General features: G+C 59.3%; 10 protein-coding genes. 2 read left to right on the forward strand and 8 right to left on the reverse strand.

Going from position 1 to position 15414, the window contains the following annotated elements:
* Positions 1–7: 7 nt before the first annotated feature.
* The 6 genes from rseP to VEH04_13570 form a co-directional block, all read right to left on the reverse strand.
* A complete protein-coding gene (gene rseP, locus VEH04_13545; GenBank protein HYG23803.1) occupies positions 8–1429 on the reverse strand; it encodes an RIP metalloprotease RseP in 1422 nt (473 codons plus the stop codon).
* Between the two features lie 283 nt (positions 1430–1712).
* Positions 1713–2858: a 1-deoxy-D-xylulose-5-phosphate reductoisomerase gene (locus VEH04_13550; protein ID HYG23804.1), complete on the reverse strand. Its 1146-nt coding sequence runs from the start codon at positions 2856–2858 to the stop codon at positions 1713–1715.
* 22 nt (positions 2859–2880) lie between these two features.
* Entirely contained in the window at positions 2881–3813 is a 933-nt protein-coding gene (locus VEH04_13555; protein ID HYG23805.1) for a CDP-archaeol synthase, read from the reverse strand.
* A gap of 79 nt (positions 3814–3892) precedes the next feature.
* On the reverse strand, positions 3893–5017 hold the full coding sequence (locus tag VEH04_13560) for an ATP-dependent 6-phosphofructokinase (GenBank protein HYG23806.1): 1125 nt from the start codon (positions 5015–5017) through the stop codon (positions 3893–3895).
* Between the two features lie 167 nt (positions 5018–5184).
* On the reverse strand, positions 5185–5922 hold the full coding sequence (locus tag VEH04_13565; protein ID HYG23807.1) for an isoprenyl transferase: 738 nt from the start codon (positions 5920–5922) through the stop codon (positions 5185–5187).
* A gap of 107 nt (positions 5923–6029) precedes the next feature.
* Positions 6030–7298, reverse strand: a complete 1269-nt coding sequence (locus tag VEH04_13570; protein HYG23808.1) for an adenylosuccinate synthase — start codon at positions 7296–7298, stop codon at positions 6030–6032.
* Positions 7299–7658: 360 nt separating this feature from the next.
* Between VEH04_13570 and VEH04_13575 the strand changes: the two genes are divergently transcribed.
* A complete protein-coding gene (locus VEH04_13575) occupies positions 7659–8558 on the forward strand; it encodes a histidinol-phosphatase HisJ family protein (GenBank protein ID HYG23809.1) in 900 nt (299 codons plus the stop codon).
* On the opposite strand, the gene VEH04_13580 is transcribed toward VEH04_13575, so the two are convergent.
* Positions 8555–13144, reverse strand: coding sequence for a DUF6055 domain-containing protein (locus VEH04_13580; protein ID HYG23810.1), 4590 nt, complete (start codon positions 13142–13144; stop codon positions 8555–8557). The genes VEH04_13575 and VEH04_13580 overlap by 4 nt on opposite strands.
* Positions 13145–13540: 396 nt before the next feature.
* Complete coding sequence (locus tag VEH04_13585; protein HYG23811.1) at positions 13541–14890, reverse strand: PRC and DUF2382 domain-containing protein; 1350 nt, start codon at positions 14888–14890, stop codon at positions 13541–13543.
* A 155-nt stretch (positions 14891–15045) separates the two neighbouring features.
* Here VEH04_13585 and VEH04_13590 point away from each other — a divergent pair.
* A partial coding sequence (locus VEH04_13590; GenBank protein ID HYG23812.1) for an SAM-dependent methyltransferase occupies positions 15046–15414 on the forward strand: 369 nt, incomplete at its 3' end.

Here is a 15414-nt window from a genome sequence, read left to right on the forward strand (position 1 = left end):
GGGCGCATCAGTTCTTGGGGGAGAAAACGATTTCATCGCTCTGGCGATCCGCTCGCGCGCTGCGAAACCAGTCGCCTGCATCGAAGAACGCGATGAACAACATGAAACCGATCAGGACCATTGCGCATGCGGATTGAATCGTTTGCAGGAGGCGCGCGCTGACCGGCCGGCGCCGCACCGCCTCGATGAGCGCCAGCGTGATATGACCGCCGTCGAGCACAGGAAATGGCAGCAGGTTCAACAGCGCCAGGTTGACGTTCAGAATGACGCTGAACCACAAGACACGGCGCCAGCCATTTTCGCTCTCAAAGAAATTCTTGTAGGCGCGCAGGATCATGACCGCGCCGCCCAGTTGCTGGAGCCCGATATCGGACTTCGGCGACGCCACGGCGCCAATTGTCGCAAATATCTGTCCAGCGCTTTCCGCGATCTGTTCCATTGGTTTTGGGTAGACCAATGTTTCATTCGTGCTGCCGAACCAAAGCGCCACTCCAAAAACAGGGGGAGCGTTGGTGGGTTGGATCGGCGCTTCAGGCATCAGTTCCCGGTCAAACATCTGGTCGCCGCGGCGAATGGTGAACTTCACCGGTTGCAACGGACCATTCGTCAGCATTGCCTCAGCGTAGAGAACCGCATCAGGGGCGAGGATCTTCTCGTCATTGATTGCGACGATCTCATCGTTCGGCTGCAATCCAGCCACAGCGGCCGGGCTGTTCGACAGCACCTGCGCAACGTGCGCGGGTCGCGCGGGGGCGATCAGGACCTGGCGGAAGGACTTGCGCTGGTACCATTTCGTCGGCTCCCGGCGGGGCGCTGCATACGCCATGTGCTCCTGGCCGTCGCGCAGATACTTGAATGCAATGTTGGTTCCTTCGCTGGTGATGATTTTCCAGGTGATGCTCTTCCGTGAAGCGGAAAAGAATTCCGACACGGGCTCGCCGTCGATCTCGAGGATCTGGTCCCCGGGCCGCAGGCCAGATTTCCACGCGGGGCCGTTGGGAGAAACCCAGCCGATCGTGGTCGAACTTTCCACCGCGGGAACGGGACGGCCGACGCCCCAAACCACGAACGCGAAAGCGACGGCGAGGAGGAAGCTGAAGAGGGGACCCGCAAACGCGACGATGATTTTATCAAGGGCGGAGATGTTGGGGAGCGGCTGTTCGGAGGTTTCGCTCTTGCCCTCGATGGCTTCCATCGAGGCCATCTGCGGGAGCGAGACGTAGCCGCCGGCGGGGATCCAGCCAAGGGCGTATTCGACGCCGCCGATGCGCCGTTTCCAGATGGGCTTGCCGAACCAGATGGCGAAGCGATCGATCTTCAAGCCGCGCCATTTTGCGGCGAGAAAGTGCCCGAGTTCATGCACTCCAATGAGCAGATTGAAGAGCAGCAGCACTTCCAGGATGATCAGAATCACTTTAATCGTTGCCATACTTGTAAAACCGCGGATTTCCGGTCAGCGAATATACCGAGGAAAACCCCCGTGGCAACAACGCAGAAGGCTGGACGGGATCGGCCTTTCGGAGCGCCGATCGCAATCGGCTTGCGATCATCGAAGAACCGATCGCGGGGACATTGCGGCTATGTCGGATACCAAGGCAGAAACAGCGTTGCACGAATTGGCATCGCAGGAAAATTGTGGGTTAAGCCGACTGAAAGTCGGCGCTCCGACTTGAGGCCCGGCCGGATTGGAAGCCTGCCAGGCCTTGGCAGGTTCAGGACGCAGCATGCTCCCGGGCCCAGGCATCGGCCTCCAGGATTTCATCAAGTGTTGGCCGTTCCACCACCTGATGCGCATTCATCGTTTTTTCGACCAGCGCCGTAATCTGCGGGAAATTAATCCTGCGATTTACAAAGGCATCCACCGCCACCTCATTGGCTGCATTGAACACCGCGGGCAATGTTCCACTGACCTCCCCTGCCCTGCGCGCCAGGTTGACGGCCGGGAATCGTTCCGTGTCCGGCTCTTCAAACGTCAGGTTGCCGATCGCCGGAAAATTCGTCTGAACGCGATCGCTCTTCGCGCGGTTCGGATACGTCAACGCATACTGAATCGGCAGGCACATGTCGGGCGTCGAAAGCTGTGCGAGCAGCGAGCCATCCACGAACTCGACCATTGAATGCACAATGCTCTGCGGGTGAACCACCACGCCGACACGGGCCATCTCCATGTCGAAGAGCCACCGCGCTTCAATCATCTCAAGGCCTTTGTTGAACAACGTGGCTGAATCGATGGTGATCTTGCGGCCCATGACCCAGGACGGGTGCTTGAGCGCGCGTTCGACCGTGATTTCGGAAAATCTTTCGCGCGGCCACTCGGTCCGATTTCTAAACGGGCCGCCGCTGGCTGTCAGCAGAAGGCGGCGAACCGAGGACGGCGGCTTTCCGTCGAGACATTGAAAAATCGCCGAATGCTCGCTGTCTACTGCAAGCACGCGAACCCCGTGCCTGCGCGCTTCGCTCATCACAATCTCTCCCGCCATCACAAGGATTTCCTTGGATGCGACCGCAATGTCCTTGCCCGCGCGAATTGCCGCGAGCGCCGGGCGCAAGCCCGCTGTCCCCACGATCGCAATCAAAACGATATCCGCATTGGGCAGGGTCGCGAGCTTGAGCAGTCCGTCCATGCCGCAATGCACTTCAACGCTGGCGCCCAGGGCACTTCGAAGCGCGCTCGCCTTGGGAGGATCCTGGATCGAAATATGAGCTGGCTGATGTCGTCGCGTCTGTTCGAGCAGCAGTTCAACATTATTTCCTGCGGCAAGCCCGATAAGCTGGATTTGATCTGGAAGATCCTCCGCCACCTTGATCGTGCTGGTGCCGATCGACCCCGTGCTGCCAAGCAATACAACTCTCTTCATGAATGGGAATGATTGTTGCCGATCACGGCCGGGTGAGCACGTGGCGCAGATAAAGATACATCAGGGGCGCGTTGAACAGGAGGCTGTCGAGCAGGTCCAGGATGCCGCCGATCCCCGGGAACAGCTTTCCGGAATCCTTCACCCCGGCCTCCCGCTTGAAGATCGATTCGATCAAATCGCCGACGACCGCGCTGACACTCAGGAGCACGCCTAAAATCACTGCGTGCATGTAATTCATGCCGAACATGCGGTCTCCAAAAAAATATGCGAATGCAACGCTCGCGCCCGTTGAAACCAGGATCGCTCCACCGAACCCTTCCCACGTTTTGCCGGGACTGATCCGCGGAATCATCTTGTGCTTTCCTATGAGCGACCCCACCGCGTATGCGCCAGTGTCGCTGAACTTGGTCACGAGAATGAAATACAGGACGTAGATCTTGCCCGTGCCGGCAAGGGGTTCTGCGAACGAGAAGAATTGAATTTTTTGGATGAAGTTCAGGAGCCACGGGACGTACATCAATCCGAACAGCGTCGTGGAAATCGCAAGAATGCCTGCCGTGTTGCTCCTGGCGAAAAACTGGCGCAGACACAATCCGAGCACGAAAAGAATCAGAAAGGAGGTTTCGAAATCATTGACGCGTGCAGGTGAATCCTGCCGCCCGACGACACCCGTCAGGTTCAGGAACGTTCCCGCCATGAGGAGAATGCCGCCAAAAATGCCCCAGTTTCTGAAGCACACGAGATCCCGCTTTTGAACCAGCCCGTAGAATTCGATCAAGCCGACGATTGCGAGAAAAACCATCGTCGCGCCGAAAACGTAATCCGAGAGAACTTTGTTCTTTGAGAACAGCGCAGTGAGCACAACGGTCCAGAGAATCACCGTGCTGGTGAGCCGGCTGGCAAAAATTTTCAGCTTTGACTGCGGTGCCGGCGCGGGCGCGGAAGCGTCAGACATGGGCGAAGAATGCGAAGGCACCCAGCGGCTGTCGAGAGTTTTGCGCTCCCCGAAAGCGCGCAAGCCGGCGCTCCTGCGGCTAATCCCCGAGATTTGTTCCAACGCGGCGGGCAGTTTCGATCCATGGATGATTCAGCGGAACCGTTTTCAACCGGCCCGCGACTTCCGCAATCGGCACGGGTTTCACACCGTCGCCCCGCGCTGCCACCATGACGCCGAACACCTTGTCCAGGATCAACTGAGTGCACATCGTTCCCAAGCGCGTCGCGAGCAACCGATCTCCTGCTGATGGAGTTCCACCACGCTGAACATAGCCAAGGATCGTCACGCGCGCCTCCAATCGAGTCAACTCCTCCAACTCGCGCGAGAGGCGAAGCGTGTTCCCCGCGTGCTGCGCATTCAAAACGGCAAGGTCGGTCTTTGCCTTCTGCTTGGCCGCCTTGTTGGGTGCTGTTTGCTTGCGGCGCGCTGCCGCCAAAAAGTCGGCCGCCTCCGCCTTCGACATTGCTCCTTCTGCAACGGCAATGATGCTGAAGTTTGTTCCATGCTGCTGCCGTTTTCGAATCGCCGCCGCAATGTGCTGCACGTCATAGGGGATCTCCGGCACCAGGATGACGTCCGCGCCTCCTGCGATTCCGGCTCCGAGCGCCAGCCAGCCAGCCCGATGTCCCATGATCTCCGCAATGATGATTCGATGATGGCTGTGCGCCGTGCTGTGCAAACGGTCGACTGCGTCGGTCGCGATCCCGAGCGCAGTGTCGAAGCCAATCGTCGAATCGGTCATCGGCACGTCGTTGTCGATGGTCTTCGGCAGCGTCACGATGTTCAGTCCTTTTTCGACGAGCCGCAGCGCGTTCTTGTGCGTTCCCCCGCCCCCGATGCATACGAGCGCCTCCAGCCTGTTCCGCTCGTAATGCTTCACGATGATGTCGGTCACATCGCGGCTCTTGCCCTTGAAATCCATTTTATGCGGCTTGTCACGGCCTGTTCCAAGAATCGTTCCGCCCACGGTGAGAATTCCCGCAAGCGTGCTCTTGTCCAGATCGCACTGAAGATTTTCCGCCAATCCGCGAAAGCCATCGCGGAATCCGATCACCTCGATGCCTGATGCGACTGCGGCCTTGCCGACCGCGCGGATGGCGGCGTTCAACCCAGGACTGTCGCCGCCAGCCGTGATGATCCCGATACGCCTGTTCTTCTTCATACGTCCTGTATCGCATCCTGACAAAGGAAGCGGGCGGCGTCATCCGGAAATCGCCGGAAAGGAAAGGCACTGCGAACCTGCCGTTCGACACAGGGAGCCAGTTCACCCCGCCGCATCGGAGGAGGGTGATCGATGCGCGTGCGGCAACCACACCGCACACGGCGAAATCACAAGCCGCCGAAACGGCGATGCCTTCGATTGTATTCCTCGAGAGCTTCGAAGAACTGCGCTTTGCGAAAGTCCGGCCAGAGTGTTTGGGTCACGACCAGTTCCGTGTAGGAAATCTGCCACAACAGGAAATTGCTGACCCGCATCTCGCCGCTTGTGCGAATCAGCAGGTCAGGGTCTGGCCAGTTGCGCGTGTAAAGGTGCTGCGCGAAAACCTTCTCCGTGATATCGGCGGGATCGAGTTCCCCTGACTTGATCTTGTGGGCCACGCTCCGCACCGCCTCCACAATTTCGGCGCGGCCGCCATAACTGAGCGCCAGCACCAGCGTCAACCCGTTGTTCCTGGCGAGCGCGGCGGTGGATTTTCGCAACTGTTCCTGAACACTGTCAGGCAGCCGATGAATCTGGCCGATCGCCTCCAGACGCACGTTGTTCCGGTTCAGGTCTGGAGTTTCGTTCTTCAGATACTGCACCAGATACTTCATCAACGTGTCGACTTCATCCTTGGGGCGATTCCAGTTTTCCGCTGAGAAGGCATAGAGGGTCAGGTATTTGATGCCCACTTCGCCGGCGGCGCGGATGATCATGCGCACCGATTCTGCGCCCTGCCGATGACCTTCCACCCGGGGCAGGTGACGCTGGCGGGCCCAGCGGCCATTGCCGTCCATGATGATGGCGACGTGCTGCGGCAGGGATGCCTTGGCTTCGGAACTGAGGTGCGCGGCCTGCGGACTCATGGGCAGGTTCGTGACGCCGTGTTTCAGGGTTGGAGCGCTGGAACCGGCGATCTGCTCAAAATCAGCTCTACTCCACGCAATCCAGCGCCTTCCGCCTTCGCGGATACTTAAACAAAAATAGTCTGCTCGCGGCCTGGACCCACACTCGCGATGAACAACCTCGCGCCGGTCAACTCGGAAATGGCCTTCAGGTAGGCGCGACATTTCGGCGGCAGCTCCTTGTAGGTCTTGGCGCTGTCCGTCGGTTTTTGCCATCCCGGAAATTCCGCGTACTCCGGCTGGCAGCGCGCGAGAACCTCCACATCGCTCGGCATGTAGTCGTAACGCTTCTTTCCATCCCGGTACCCAATGCAAACCTTGATCGTTTCCACCGTGTCCAGACCATCGATGTTGGTAATCGCGAGATCGTCGATGCCATTCACCATCGTCGCATGGCGTGTTGCCACGGAATCGAACCATCCGCAGCGACGTGCGCGGCCGGTTGTCGCGCCAAATTCCCGTCCCATGGCGTGCAGCATGTCAGCGATCTCGGCATTCTCCGTCGGCAACGGACCTTCGCCGACACGCGTGGTATAGGCCTTCATCACGCCCACGACACGGTCCATCCGATGCGGCGGCACGCCTGAACCTGTGCAGGCACCGCCCGCCGTGGTGTTGGACGACGTGACAAACGGATACGTGCCATGATCTATGTCGAGAAACGTTCCCTGCGCGCCTTCGAACAAAACATCCTTGCCGCGCAAGATGGCGTCGTGCAACAGCACCACCGTGTTCGCAACGAACGGCCGCAGGTAATCGGCGGCAGCAGAATACTCCGCAAAGATCTTCTTGAATGACAGTGGCGCGGCGCCAAAAGCCTTCAGCACCCCGTTGTTCTCCTTGATTTTTGCTGCCAGTCGATCCTCAAAACGCTCGGCGTTGATCAGGTCGATGATGCGCAATCCCACGCGCGCGGCTTTGTCTCCGTAGGCAGGGCCGATCCCGCGCTTCGTCGTGCCGATCTTGTTCTTGCCCTTTAAGACTTCGCGCTGGGCATCGAGTTCGCGATGGTAGGGAAGAACCACGTGGGCGGTTTCGCTGATGAACAGGTTGCCATCGACCTTGATGCCGAGCTTGCGCAATCCTTCGATTTCCGAGACCAGGCCGATCGGATCGATGACGACGCCATTGCCGATGACGCACGTCTTCTTTTTGCGAAGGATGCCGGAGGGGATGAGGTGCAGGACGTATTTCTGCTTGCCTACGAAGACGGTATGCCCGGCGTTGTTTCCACCTTGGGTGCGGACGACCACATCCGCCTGCTCCGTGAGCACGTCGATGATCTTGCCTTTGCCTTCATCGCCCCACTGGGCGCCTACGAGAATTGTATTGGCCATGTCTGTTAAACCGTTTCAGCAAGAAAGCATTCCAGCACTGCAGGAGCCTCTGGAGCGATCCGCTGCCGCCGCTTTGCGGCAAGAAAAATCCCCGAACTTGCATTCGGGGCAAAGCGTTCTTCTTTGCGGGCAAACACTAGGAAGCCGGGGTAAACGTGTCAATCCCCGAGCGCGCCGCGCGCGCACAACTCAGGACAGGGCGCCGTAGCGGCTGGCATCCTTGCCTGCTGTGGAAGCGGGCTTCTAGCCCGGTGGAAGGAACCTCAAACGGAGGCGAGCGCGTTGAGAGGGTCTGAGTGTCTCTCGTGCTTAACGATTTCTTCCGGGCGGCGAGGATGCACGCCCTCTACGTCAGGCAAGATGCCTGACGCCACCCTCACCTCCGTTACGCTTCGCATAGCGACCATGGCGAATTACATCGACTCGCTTGCGATGCATTTGGAAACTCAGGCCATGGCATTGCCCCCGGATCTGCACATGCATACACCGCTCTGCCGCCACGCGCGCGGCGAGCCTGTGGATTACGCGCGTCATGCCGCGTCCGTGGGACTTCGCGAAATCGGGTTTTCAGATCATTCACCCATGCGCGACCCCGACTTCGACGACTGGCGCATGCGCGCGGATCAACTCGACGAATACGTTGAGAAGGTGGAACGAGCGCGGCGGGAAGTTCCCGCGATCAAGATTCGTCTCGCGCTGGAAGTCGACTACCTTCCCGGACAGGAGGATTGGATCCGCGAACTCGCCCAGCGGCATCCGTGGGATTACCTGATCGGCTCAGTCCATTATGTGTCGGACACGTGGGCCATCGACAACCCGCACATGCTTTCAGAATGGAAACAGCGCGACGCGGATGAAGTCTGGACGTGCTATTTCGAGCGGCTGATGCAAGCGGCAGGGACGGGCTTTTTTGAGATTCTCGCCCACGCTGACCTTCCCAAGAAATTTGGCCATCGCCCCACTCGTGATTGTTCCCGCCTTTACCAGGGCCTCATCGCTTCGGCAAAACGGCATGCGTGCGCCATCGAACTGAACACGGCGGGCCTCCGCAAGGAATGCCGGGAGATTTACCCAAGCCGCGAAATTCTCACGCTGGCCCAATCCGGGCAGGTCGCCATCACATTTGGGTCAGACGCGCATGCTCCCGAGGAAGTCGGCATGAACTTCAACGATGCGGTCGCACTCGCGCGCTCGGTGGGTTATGACAGTTGCTGCACGTTCGAAAAAAGGGCGCGGCACATCCTGCCGCTGCCAGCCTAGGGTCCCAGCAGCACGCGATAGAATCGCGACGGATCGCTCAGTGATGAATCTGTGAATTCGAGCGGCAGCGCAGGCGAGTTCGTGCTGAACAGCGTTGTCCAGTCCACCAGGTTTGTTGAACTCTGCACGGCGTAGTCGGGACCCCCATCTCCGTCCACGCGCAATGTCAGCGACGTGCCTGTCCAATTCACAGCGGTCAACTGCGGCGCTGCCAGCGGGTTGATGACAACGTTGAAGGTTTGCGTTGCGGCGAGACTGGGCGTGCCATTGTCCGCAACCCGAACTGAAACGGGTTGAATCGTACCCGCGTGCGCCACCGCGGGCCGCCATGTAAAAACCCCCGTGTTGCTGTCCAACGACGCTCCGGCGGGTCCGGCCAACAACGTAAACGTCAGCATTTGCCATGGCAGATTCACGTCCGCCGCGAGGTTCGTCACGACAACGTTGACGCCCACATTCACGGTTGCATCGGAAATCTGCGACAATGTCGGGGCCGCGTTGGCAGGGACCATGGCGGCAATTTCAGCAGCGGCGAGAGGGCGCGAGTAAATGGCAATGCTATCCAGTGCGCCGCGGAACATCGGTTGCGCGGGATCAGCGCCGCGCGCAAGGTATTGGTGCGGAGTTGCAGTTGCCGTATTCGGCGCATTCAAGGCGTCGGGCGCAACAGGGATTTCACCCTCGTCCTGCAGCACGCCGTTCATAAACAGGCGGCCCGTGGTGCCGTCGGATAACGTCACGACAACATGCGTCCAATTTCCTGGAACCAAAGCCGCGGCGGCAGTGAGCGTGTGCTCGACACCTGAGTGACGCAGGATAAAACGCGCGCGCCCCGAGCCGTCGTCGGGCGTCAAAAACATCGCGTTGGTTGCCGCGGATCCAAAATGCCAGACGGGTTGGTTGGACTCGCCACCATTCCATCGAACCCACGCCGTAATCGTCATTTCCTTCAGGTCCGACAAGGAGCGATCCAGGACAACATATTGGTTCGTCCCGCTGAATAACATCGCTCCCACGCGTCCGCTTTCGGACAAGCGCCAGGAAGGACTCCCAATGAGGTAGGCGTCTGTGACACCAATCTGGTCGCGCGTCATGGGGCCGCTGGCTGAAGCGAATTCATAGGCGGCGAACTGCCGCTCGGGCGCAGTGCGCACCCAATTGTTCGGGACGCCCGTGAACGGCAGATGCCCAAAGGCGAAGCCGTTGGTCACAGCGCGGCCTGCCTGGAAATCGCCGTCGATCACGCCCCACCCGGCAACGTATCCGCCTTCCAGAATCGCTGAACCTTTTGCAACGCCCCAATTCGTCACAGACGCACCACGAATCTGCGCGCGCTCCAGCACCCTGGCAAAGTCACCAATGACAGAACCGCCACTCACAACCGCCCAATCCCGAACCTTGGCATTGTCGCGGATGACCGCTGAATTCATGACAAGCGCGTGTCCACTCACCACGCCGTTGTTAGTCACCGTTGCGGAATCGCGAACAACGGCAAAATCTTCCACGCGCGCATTGCCTCGGACCCGCGCGTTGTTGAGCACCCTCGCATTCGGCCCAATGTAGGCCGACGCATCAACCAGCGCGCCCGCCGAACGCCAGCCGCCGCCATTCGCGTGCTGGATCAAGCCGGACGTTCCGCCGTTGTTGGATTCCCGTGGCACTGCGCCAAACATCTGCAGCTCGTAATGCAGCCGCTGTTTGGATCCGTGGGAGCGATACGGATAAACGAGGTCGTCGAAGCCTGTGAATTGAACGCTGTTGGGCGTCCCCGCGACTGAGAGATATACGCGGTTTTCATTCGCCGCGAGCGTGACGCTGTTGCTGCCGGAATTCCAAAGCGGCGAATACCGTTCGGCACCGGAATCGGAAATGACGATGAACGCCGCGCGCCAGTCCGCGCCGCGTGTCGTGTCGGGAAGCCCCCGAAAGTTCACGGTGACTTCGCGCCCTGCTCCGATCCCCTGCGGCACCAAATCGTGAATCGCATAGGCGCCCTGCATCGGCGCCATTTCCATCGGAACCCGCCACCAGTTGATGTCATCCGCCCTCCGCACCAGGTCGGTCGTGATAAATCGACGCCACAGTGCCGGGTTCTGGGAGTTGAGTGCGTTGGTGATCGCCGCCTGATTTTCGTAATCAAACGTCAATTGCCTGCGAGCGAAGTATCCGATGATGTCCTTAACATTCGAGTGCGGGGTAAGGTTCTCGAGCGTCGTGTACATGTAAACGCCGGGAAGATTCTGTTTCCAGATCCTGGCCATCGTGCCGAATCCCAGGTCCGTCAACGCATCCGGATTTTCGTCGAGATACAGGAAAAAGGGCCACGACAGATAGTAGTCCCGGCCGTGCGCCACGGTCATGTGCGCGCTGTGGATGTAGTTCGCATCAATGCCGCTGTCGTTTGGAAACAGGTTCCTATAGAACGTGATCCACAATTCTCGCCCATAGTTCGCCTGGCCTTCCGACCAGGTTCCATCCACGGCCTGGCCGCCATCACGCTGATGAAACTGGAACACGTGCATGAGCTCGTGGGGTATCACCCACGAAGGCGGGTCCATCCGAAGCCCGTCAGGAGTGATATTGATGTATCCGAACTGCGTGTTTCCGTCGCCTCCGGCCCAATAACCGCTGTGCCAGGTGATCATGTTCACCTTGTATTTGCTGCCATTGCGATTGGCGGGATTCCACGATTCAGCAGGTTCGCGGTATCCAAGATGGTTCACGTACACCTGCCACGTCTCCTCCAGGTTGCGCAGTGTCCATTCAGGCATGTTCACATTCCACGACGCGTGCGATGCGACAGTCGAATCCCACAGGAATCGAAAGTGTTTCGACTCCATCGACATTACTGTCCGCCCGAATGTGTTCGCCGCGCCCGGAGCGGGACATTCCGTGCTGTAGCGTGGGAGGTAGGCGTCGCCGGTGATGTCGCCGGCACGAACGTATCCGACGGCAAACTCCTGGCCCGCCGATGCAGCATTGCCCAGGGGATCGATTCTCAAATCGCGCAATGTGGCGCGCCAGGAACGTTCAAGTCCGAGCTCAAGTCGATACACGTGCAAGGCGCCGTCCTTGGGGATGAGCGAGTTGGGAATCGTCAGCGCTCGTGTTGCATTGATGCCGGGCGCAGTCGTGACCCCGTAATAGATCTGAATATTTCCACTGAACGCCGAAGGCACCTGCAGTTGCAATTCCAGGAAGTCGTTAAATCCAAGATTCAGGTTCGGGCCGTTTGCGAAGTTCAGGCGCGACAGTTGTGGATGACTGCCGCTCGCCGCCCCGCTCAGCACGCCATTCGTCACGGTCGCGCTGGCGATCCCAGCCATGGTCCAGCCTGCCAAAGCACCATTCGTCTCCCAACTTGCAAGAATCACGAAATTGGTCAACGGCGGCGAAACGGGATCGACAACGATGTTGCTTGGCGACCCGTTGGCTGCGTTGTTCGCAACAATAAAAGTCGCTATCGCCGGAATGGCTGAGTAGGCGCGGGCATTGCCGTCACCCGAAAACGCATACGCTGCGACATGACACGTTGCGCCCGCGGGAAGGTTCGTGAGTTCGGCGTTCGTTCCCGCGCCCGAGTAGACGACATAGGCATTCGTCGCCAGCAACCGTTCGCCTGCGCCGAAGCTCGGATCACCCGCATACACAAAGCCGTCCACGGGCCGTTGCTTCAGAAGGCTGGATCCCGTCCAGATTGTCACCAGCGTTCCTGCGCTCGCTGCATCGGGATTCCATGAGATCGTCGCGTTGCGATTCGTTCCCGTGACGACATCGACGCTCGTGACGGGATTGGGAGCGACGCTGACGGAATCGATGTTCGTTGCAGTCAGGCTGAAGTCGCTGAACCTGGCTTCGCGCGCAGTGTCACTGAACGTGGCGTGGACCAATCCAACCTGCAGGGGCAAGCCTGCGAAGTCGGCGCGGCGAATGACCGTGCCGCTGATTGGCGCGGGAAAGTTGACGAGTTGCCAGGGATCGCCCGCGTTGGCGCGTTGATAGAAGTGAAAGTTGGTTCCATTCACTCGATCGATGCGAAGCCAGTAATTGTTGTTGGGAAATCCGCCCGGGTTCACCTGCGTTGTCGCGCCGTTCACCTGGTTCCGCAAGTAATTCGGGAAATTGAACTGGTCGAATCGCGTCCACGATAAGAAATCTTCACTGCCTCCCAGTGGATTGCCTCCGTCAGAAAACGCCCGCACCTGCAGGCCCGCCGTATTGAAACTGTTGTTGTCGAATGGCGTGACAACGCGGACTGAGACCGAGAAGTCACCCGGCATCACCTTGTAGAGGAAGAATCCGTCGTCATCGGCGTGCTCCCACGCAGTCCCTGTCGATTGCACCGACAACACCCCGCTGGCAGTGATGTTCGCATCGAGCTTCAACGTGGCGCCAGGACCTCCGCCGCCCACGCCCGAGTTCGAAAACTCGCCAGCGCCGAGATACACGCCATCCCAGATTGTCCCGGAAATTCCGGTGCTGAGATAATCGATGGTGGAATTGAAGTTGTCCGAAAGCGTTGCGGCTTTTGCAGCAATGGATGTCAGGCACAAAGCGAGGGCGACCTTTGCAAACGGCATGTTCATTCTGGTGTCCGAAATGGTGACCGCGGGTTCAGGTCATCATCGTCGAGCACGAGAATGTATCAGCCCATAGGGGTCATGCACGTCTGCATGCTGCAAAACCACAGCCGCTCCAGCGCCAAGGACTGCATAAGGGATAGCGACACATGGGAATCACGGATGAGATACGAATCAGTGTTCACAGCCTCCACCTTTTTCGTGTGGTTCGTGTGGTTCGTGGTTGCCTCGCCTCTTCGGATGCCGCGATGAAGGTACTTTGTTAACTGCGGTCATCGCCCTCATCTGCGGCAGACGTTGCTTGCCCACGCTGCCTTTACCCCAGCGGTCTTGCTGCCGCCACCTCCGCTCAGCTGCGGGGGTTGGACCCGCAGTTTGCTGCCTCTCAACCACTCTCGCTCTTCAGCGGTCGCTCTGCCGCTTGCTGCGTGGAACCTCCTCGCTCTCGCGCATCCCCGACCCTGCCCTCCTGCCAGTCCCCGTTCGTCGCGCTTCCCCGGTTTCTTCTATTTCCACATCTTCGCGTCGAACTTCCTCCGAGACCTGCTGTTCGTCCGTGCGCGCCTGTTTGCGCACCCGAACCTCCTCGCGCACATGTGTCTGCTTCTCCACCACCGCCTCCTCGCGTCGCAAAGGAATGTAGATTTCCTTGTCCGAAAACTCCGTTGTCGCCGCGCCTGATTCCGTGGCCGGCACGCGTTCAATCACGATTTCCTCGCGCTTGAGCTGGACCGGCTGGTTGACAGTTTCGGTGCGAACAACCTTGCGCAACCGTACTCCGCCGACTTCGACCTCGCGCTTTCCGATCTTCACATCTTCCTGCGCCAGCTTGATCGTGCGTTCGTCGCCTGCTCGTTGCTGTGTCGTGTTTTGCCCACTCGTCATCGTCCCCTGCGTCTGCGCCCGTTGCTGGGTCGCACCCGTCCGTTGGGCAGTCGCCAGGCCATAGTAGGAATAGATCGTTTGTTCGTCGTTTACCTGGATGTCGGCATCTGCATCAAACGCGGGGGCGTCCTTCACCCGATCCTTCCCATAGGGCAAGCGGATCCGCTTATCGCGCTCATTGACGTTCACTTGCTGCGCAGGCACGACATGGTTCTTGCCAAAGAACCAGCCAGTGCGGACGCCTATGAACGCGGGCTCACCCTGGTGATCGGACCAAAGACATTCCAGCGTTCCAATCTTGTCGTTGTTCTGATCGACAACGTCGTAGCCGATGTACTTGCTCAGGTCGCGATCGAAGCGTGACCACGCAGCACGCGTTGCATGACGGGCTTGATCCCAGGACAGACGCGACTTGCCGTAGTTCTTCTCATACTCGCGGCGAAGATCGGGTTCCGCCTGGTCGTAGGTTCTGCCCTGGCTGCCGTAGAGACCCCAGCCTTCGTATCCCGTCCGATACGCACCCTGGTAATCGTCATACGTGTAATCCTTGTTGTAATAGGGTTCACGCTGGTACTGCTCGCGCCAATACGCGTCCTCTTGTGTGGGGTTCACGCGTTCGGCGATGCCTTTTCCGATCAAGCCGCCCGCCACCGCGCCAACCGCTGCGCCTGCCACAGTTCCGATGGGACCGCCGATACCGGTGCCTGCTGCGGCTCCAGCCAATGCTGCTGCTCCCGCGCCGCCTGCCGCGCCTCCCGCCGCAGCCCCGAGCCCGGTGCCAACCGGATGTGCGCCCGGCGCGCCGGAGATCGGATCACGGTTTTCGTCATCACCACGTCGTTGATTGCTTCGATTTTTCTCTGCCATAAAATGCCTTTCGTTTTGGTCCCGCTTAAGTCAGTCACGGGGCCCGCAAACTCTACTGGGGCGATGACCCAAAATCCGGGACAGTTCATATCCCAACAACAACCCGCGTCGTGGCGCGCATTGCTCCAGCGCGCCGCAGCCACTAAGCTTCGCGCGTGAATTTGAAAGGTATTGTTTATCTGGTGGGAGCGGGACCGGGTGATGCCGGATTGCTCACGTTGCGAGGAGCCGAACTGTTGCGGCAGGCTGACGTCGTCATCTACGACATGCTCGTCAATCCCGAACTCTTGCGTCTCGCGCGGCCGGCCGCGGAACTGATTCCGCGCGGAAGCCGCGGCGAAACTGACGCTTTGTCGCAGGCCGATTTGAATTTGCTCCTCGTCCGCAAGGCGCAGGAAGGCAAGCGCGTGGTGCGGTTGAAGGGTGGCGACCCGTACGTGTTCGGCCGAGGAGCGGAGGAAGCGGAAGAACTCGTGGCTGCCGGCATTCCTTTCGAGGTGGTGCCCGGCGTCTCGTCCATTGCT

This window comes from Verrucomicrobiia bacterium, assembly GCA_035629175.1.
Classification (GTDB): domain Bacteria; phylum Verrucomicrobiota; class Verrucomicrobiia; order Limisphaerales; family DASXHY01; genus DASXHY01.

What these genes read in the sequence shown, in the direction of transcription:
- VEH04_13570 (HYG23808.1), bottom strand. Translation starts at nt 7,298, where the DNA reads ATGGCCAATACAATTCTCGTAGGCGCCCAGTGGGGCGATGAAGGCAAA.
- VEH04_13585 (HYG23811.1), bottom strand. Translation starts at nt 14,890, where the DNA reads ATGGCAGAGAAAAATCGAAGCAATCAACGACGTGGTGATGACGAAAAC.
- VEH04_13575 (HYG23809.1), top strand. Translation starts at nt 7,659, where the DNA reads ATGCCTGACGCCACCCTCACCTCCGTTACGCTTCGCATAGCGACCATG.
- VEH04_13560 (HYG23806.1), bottom strand. Translation starts at nt 5,017, where the DNA reads ATGAAGAAGAACAGGCGTATCGGGATCATCACGGCTGGCGGCGACAGT.
- rseP (HYG23803.1), bottom strand. Translation starts at nt 1,429, where the DNA reads ATGGCAACGATTAAAGTGATTCTGATCATCCTGGAAGTGCTGCTGCTC.
- VEH04_13565 (HYG23807.1), bottom strand. Translation starts at nt 5,922, where the DNA reads ATGAGTCCGCAGGCCGCGCACCTCAGTTCCGAAGCCAAGGCATCCCTG.
- VEH04_13550 (HYG23804.1), bottom strand. Translation starts at nt 2,858, where the DNA reads ATGAAGAGAGTTGTATTGCTTGGCAGCACGGGGTCGATCGGCACCAGC.
- VEH04_13580 (HYG23810.1), bottom strand. Translation starts at nt 13,144, where the DNA reads ATGAACATGCCGTTTGCAAAGGTCGCCCTCGCTTTGTGCCTGACATCC.
- VEH04_13555 (HYG23805.1), bottom strand. Translation starts at nt 3,813, where the DNA reads ATGTCTGACGCTTCCGCGCCCGCGCCGGCACCGCAGTCAAAGCTGAAA.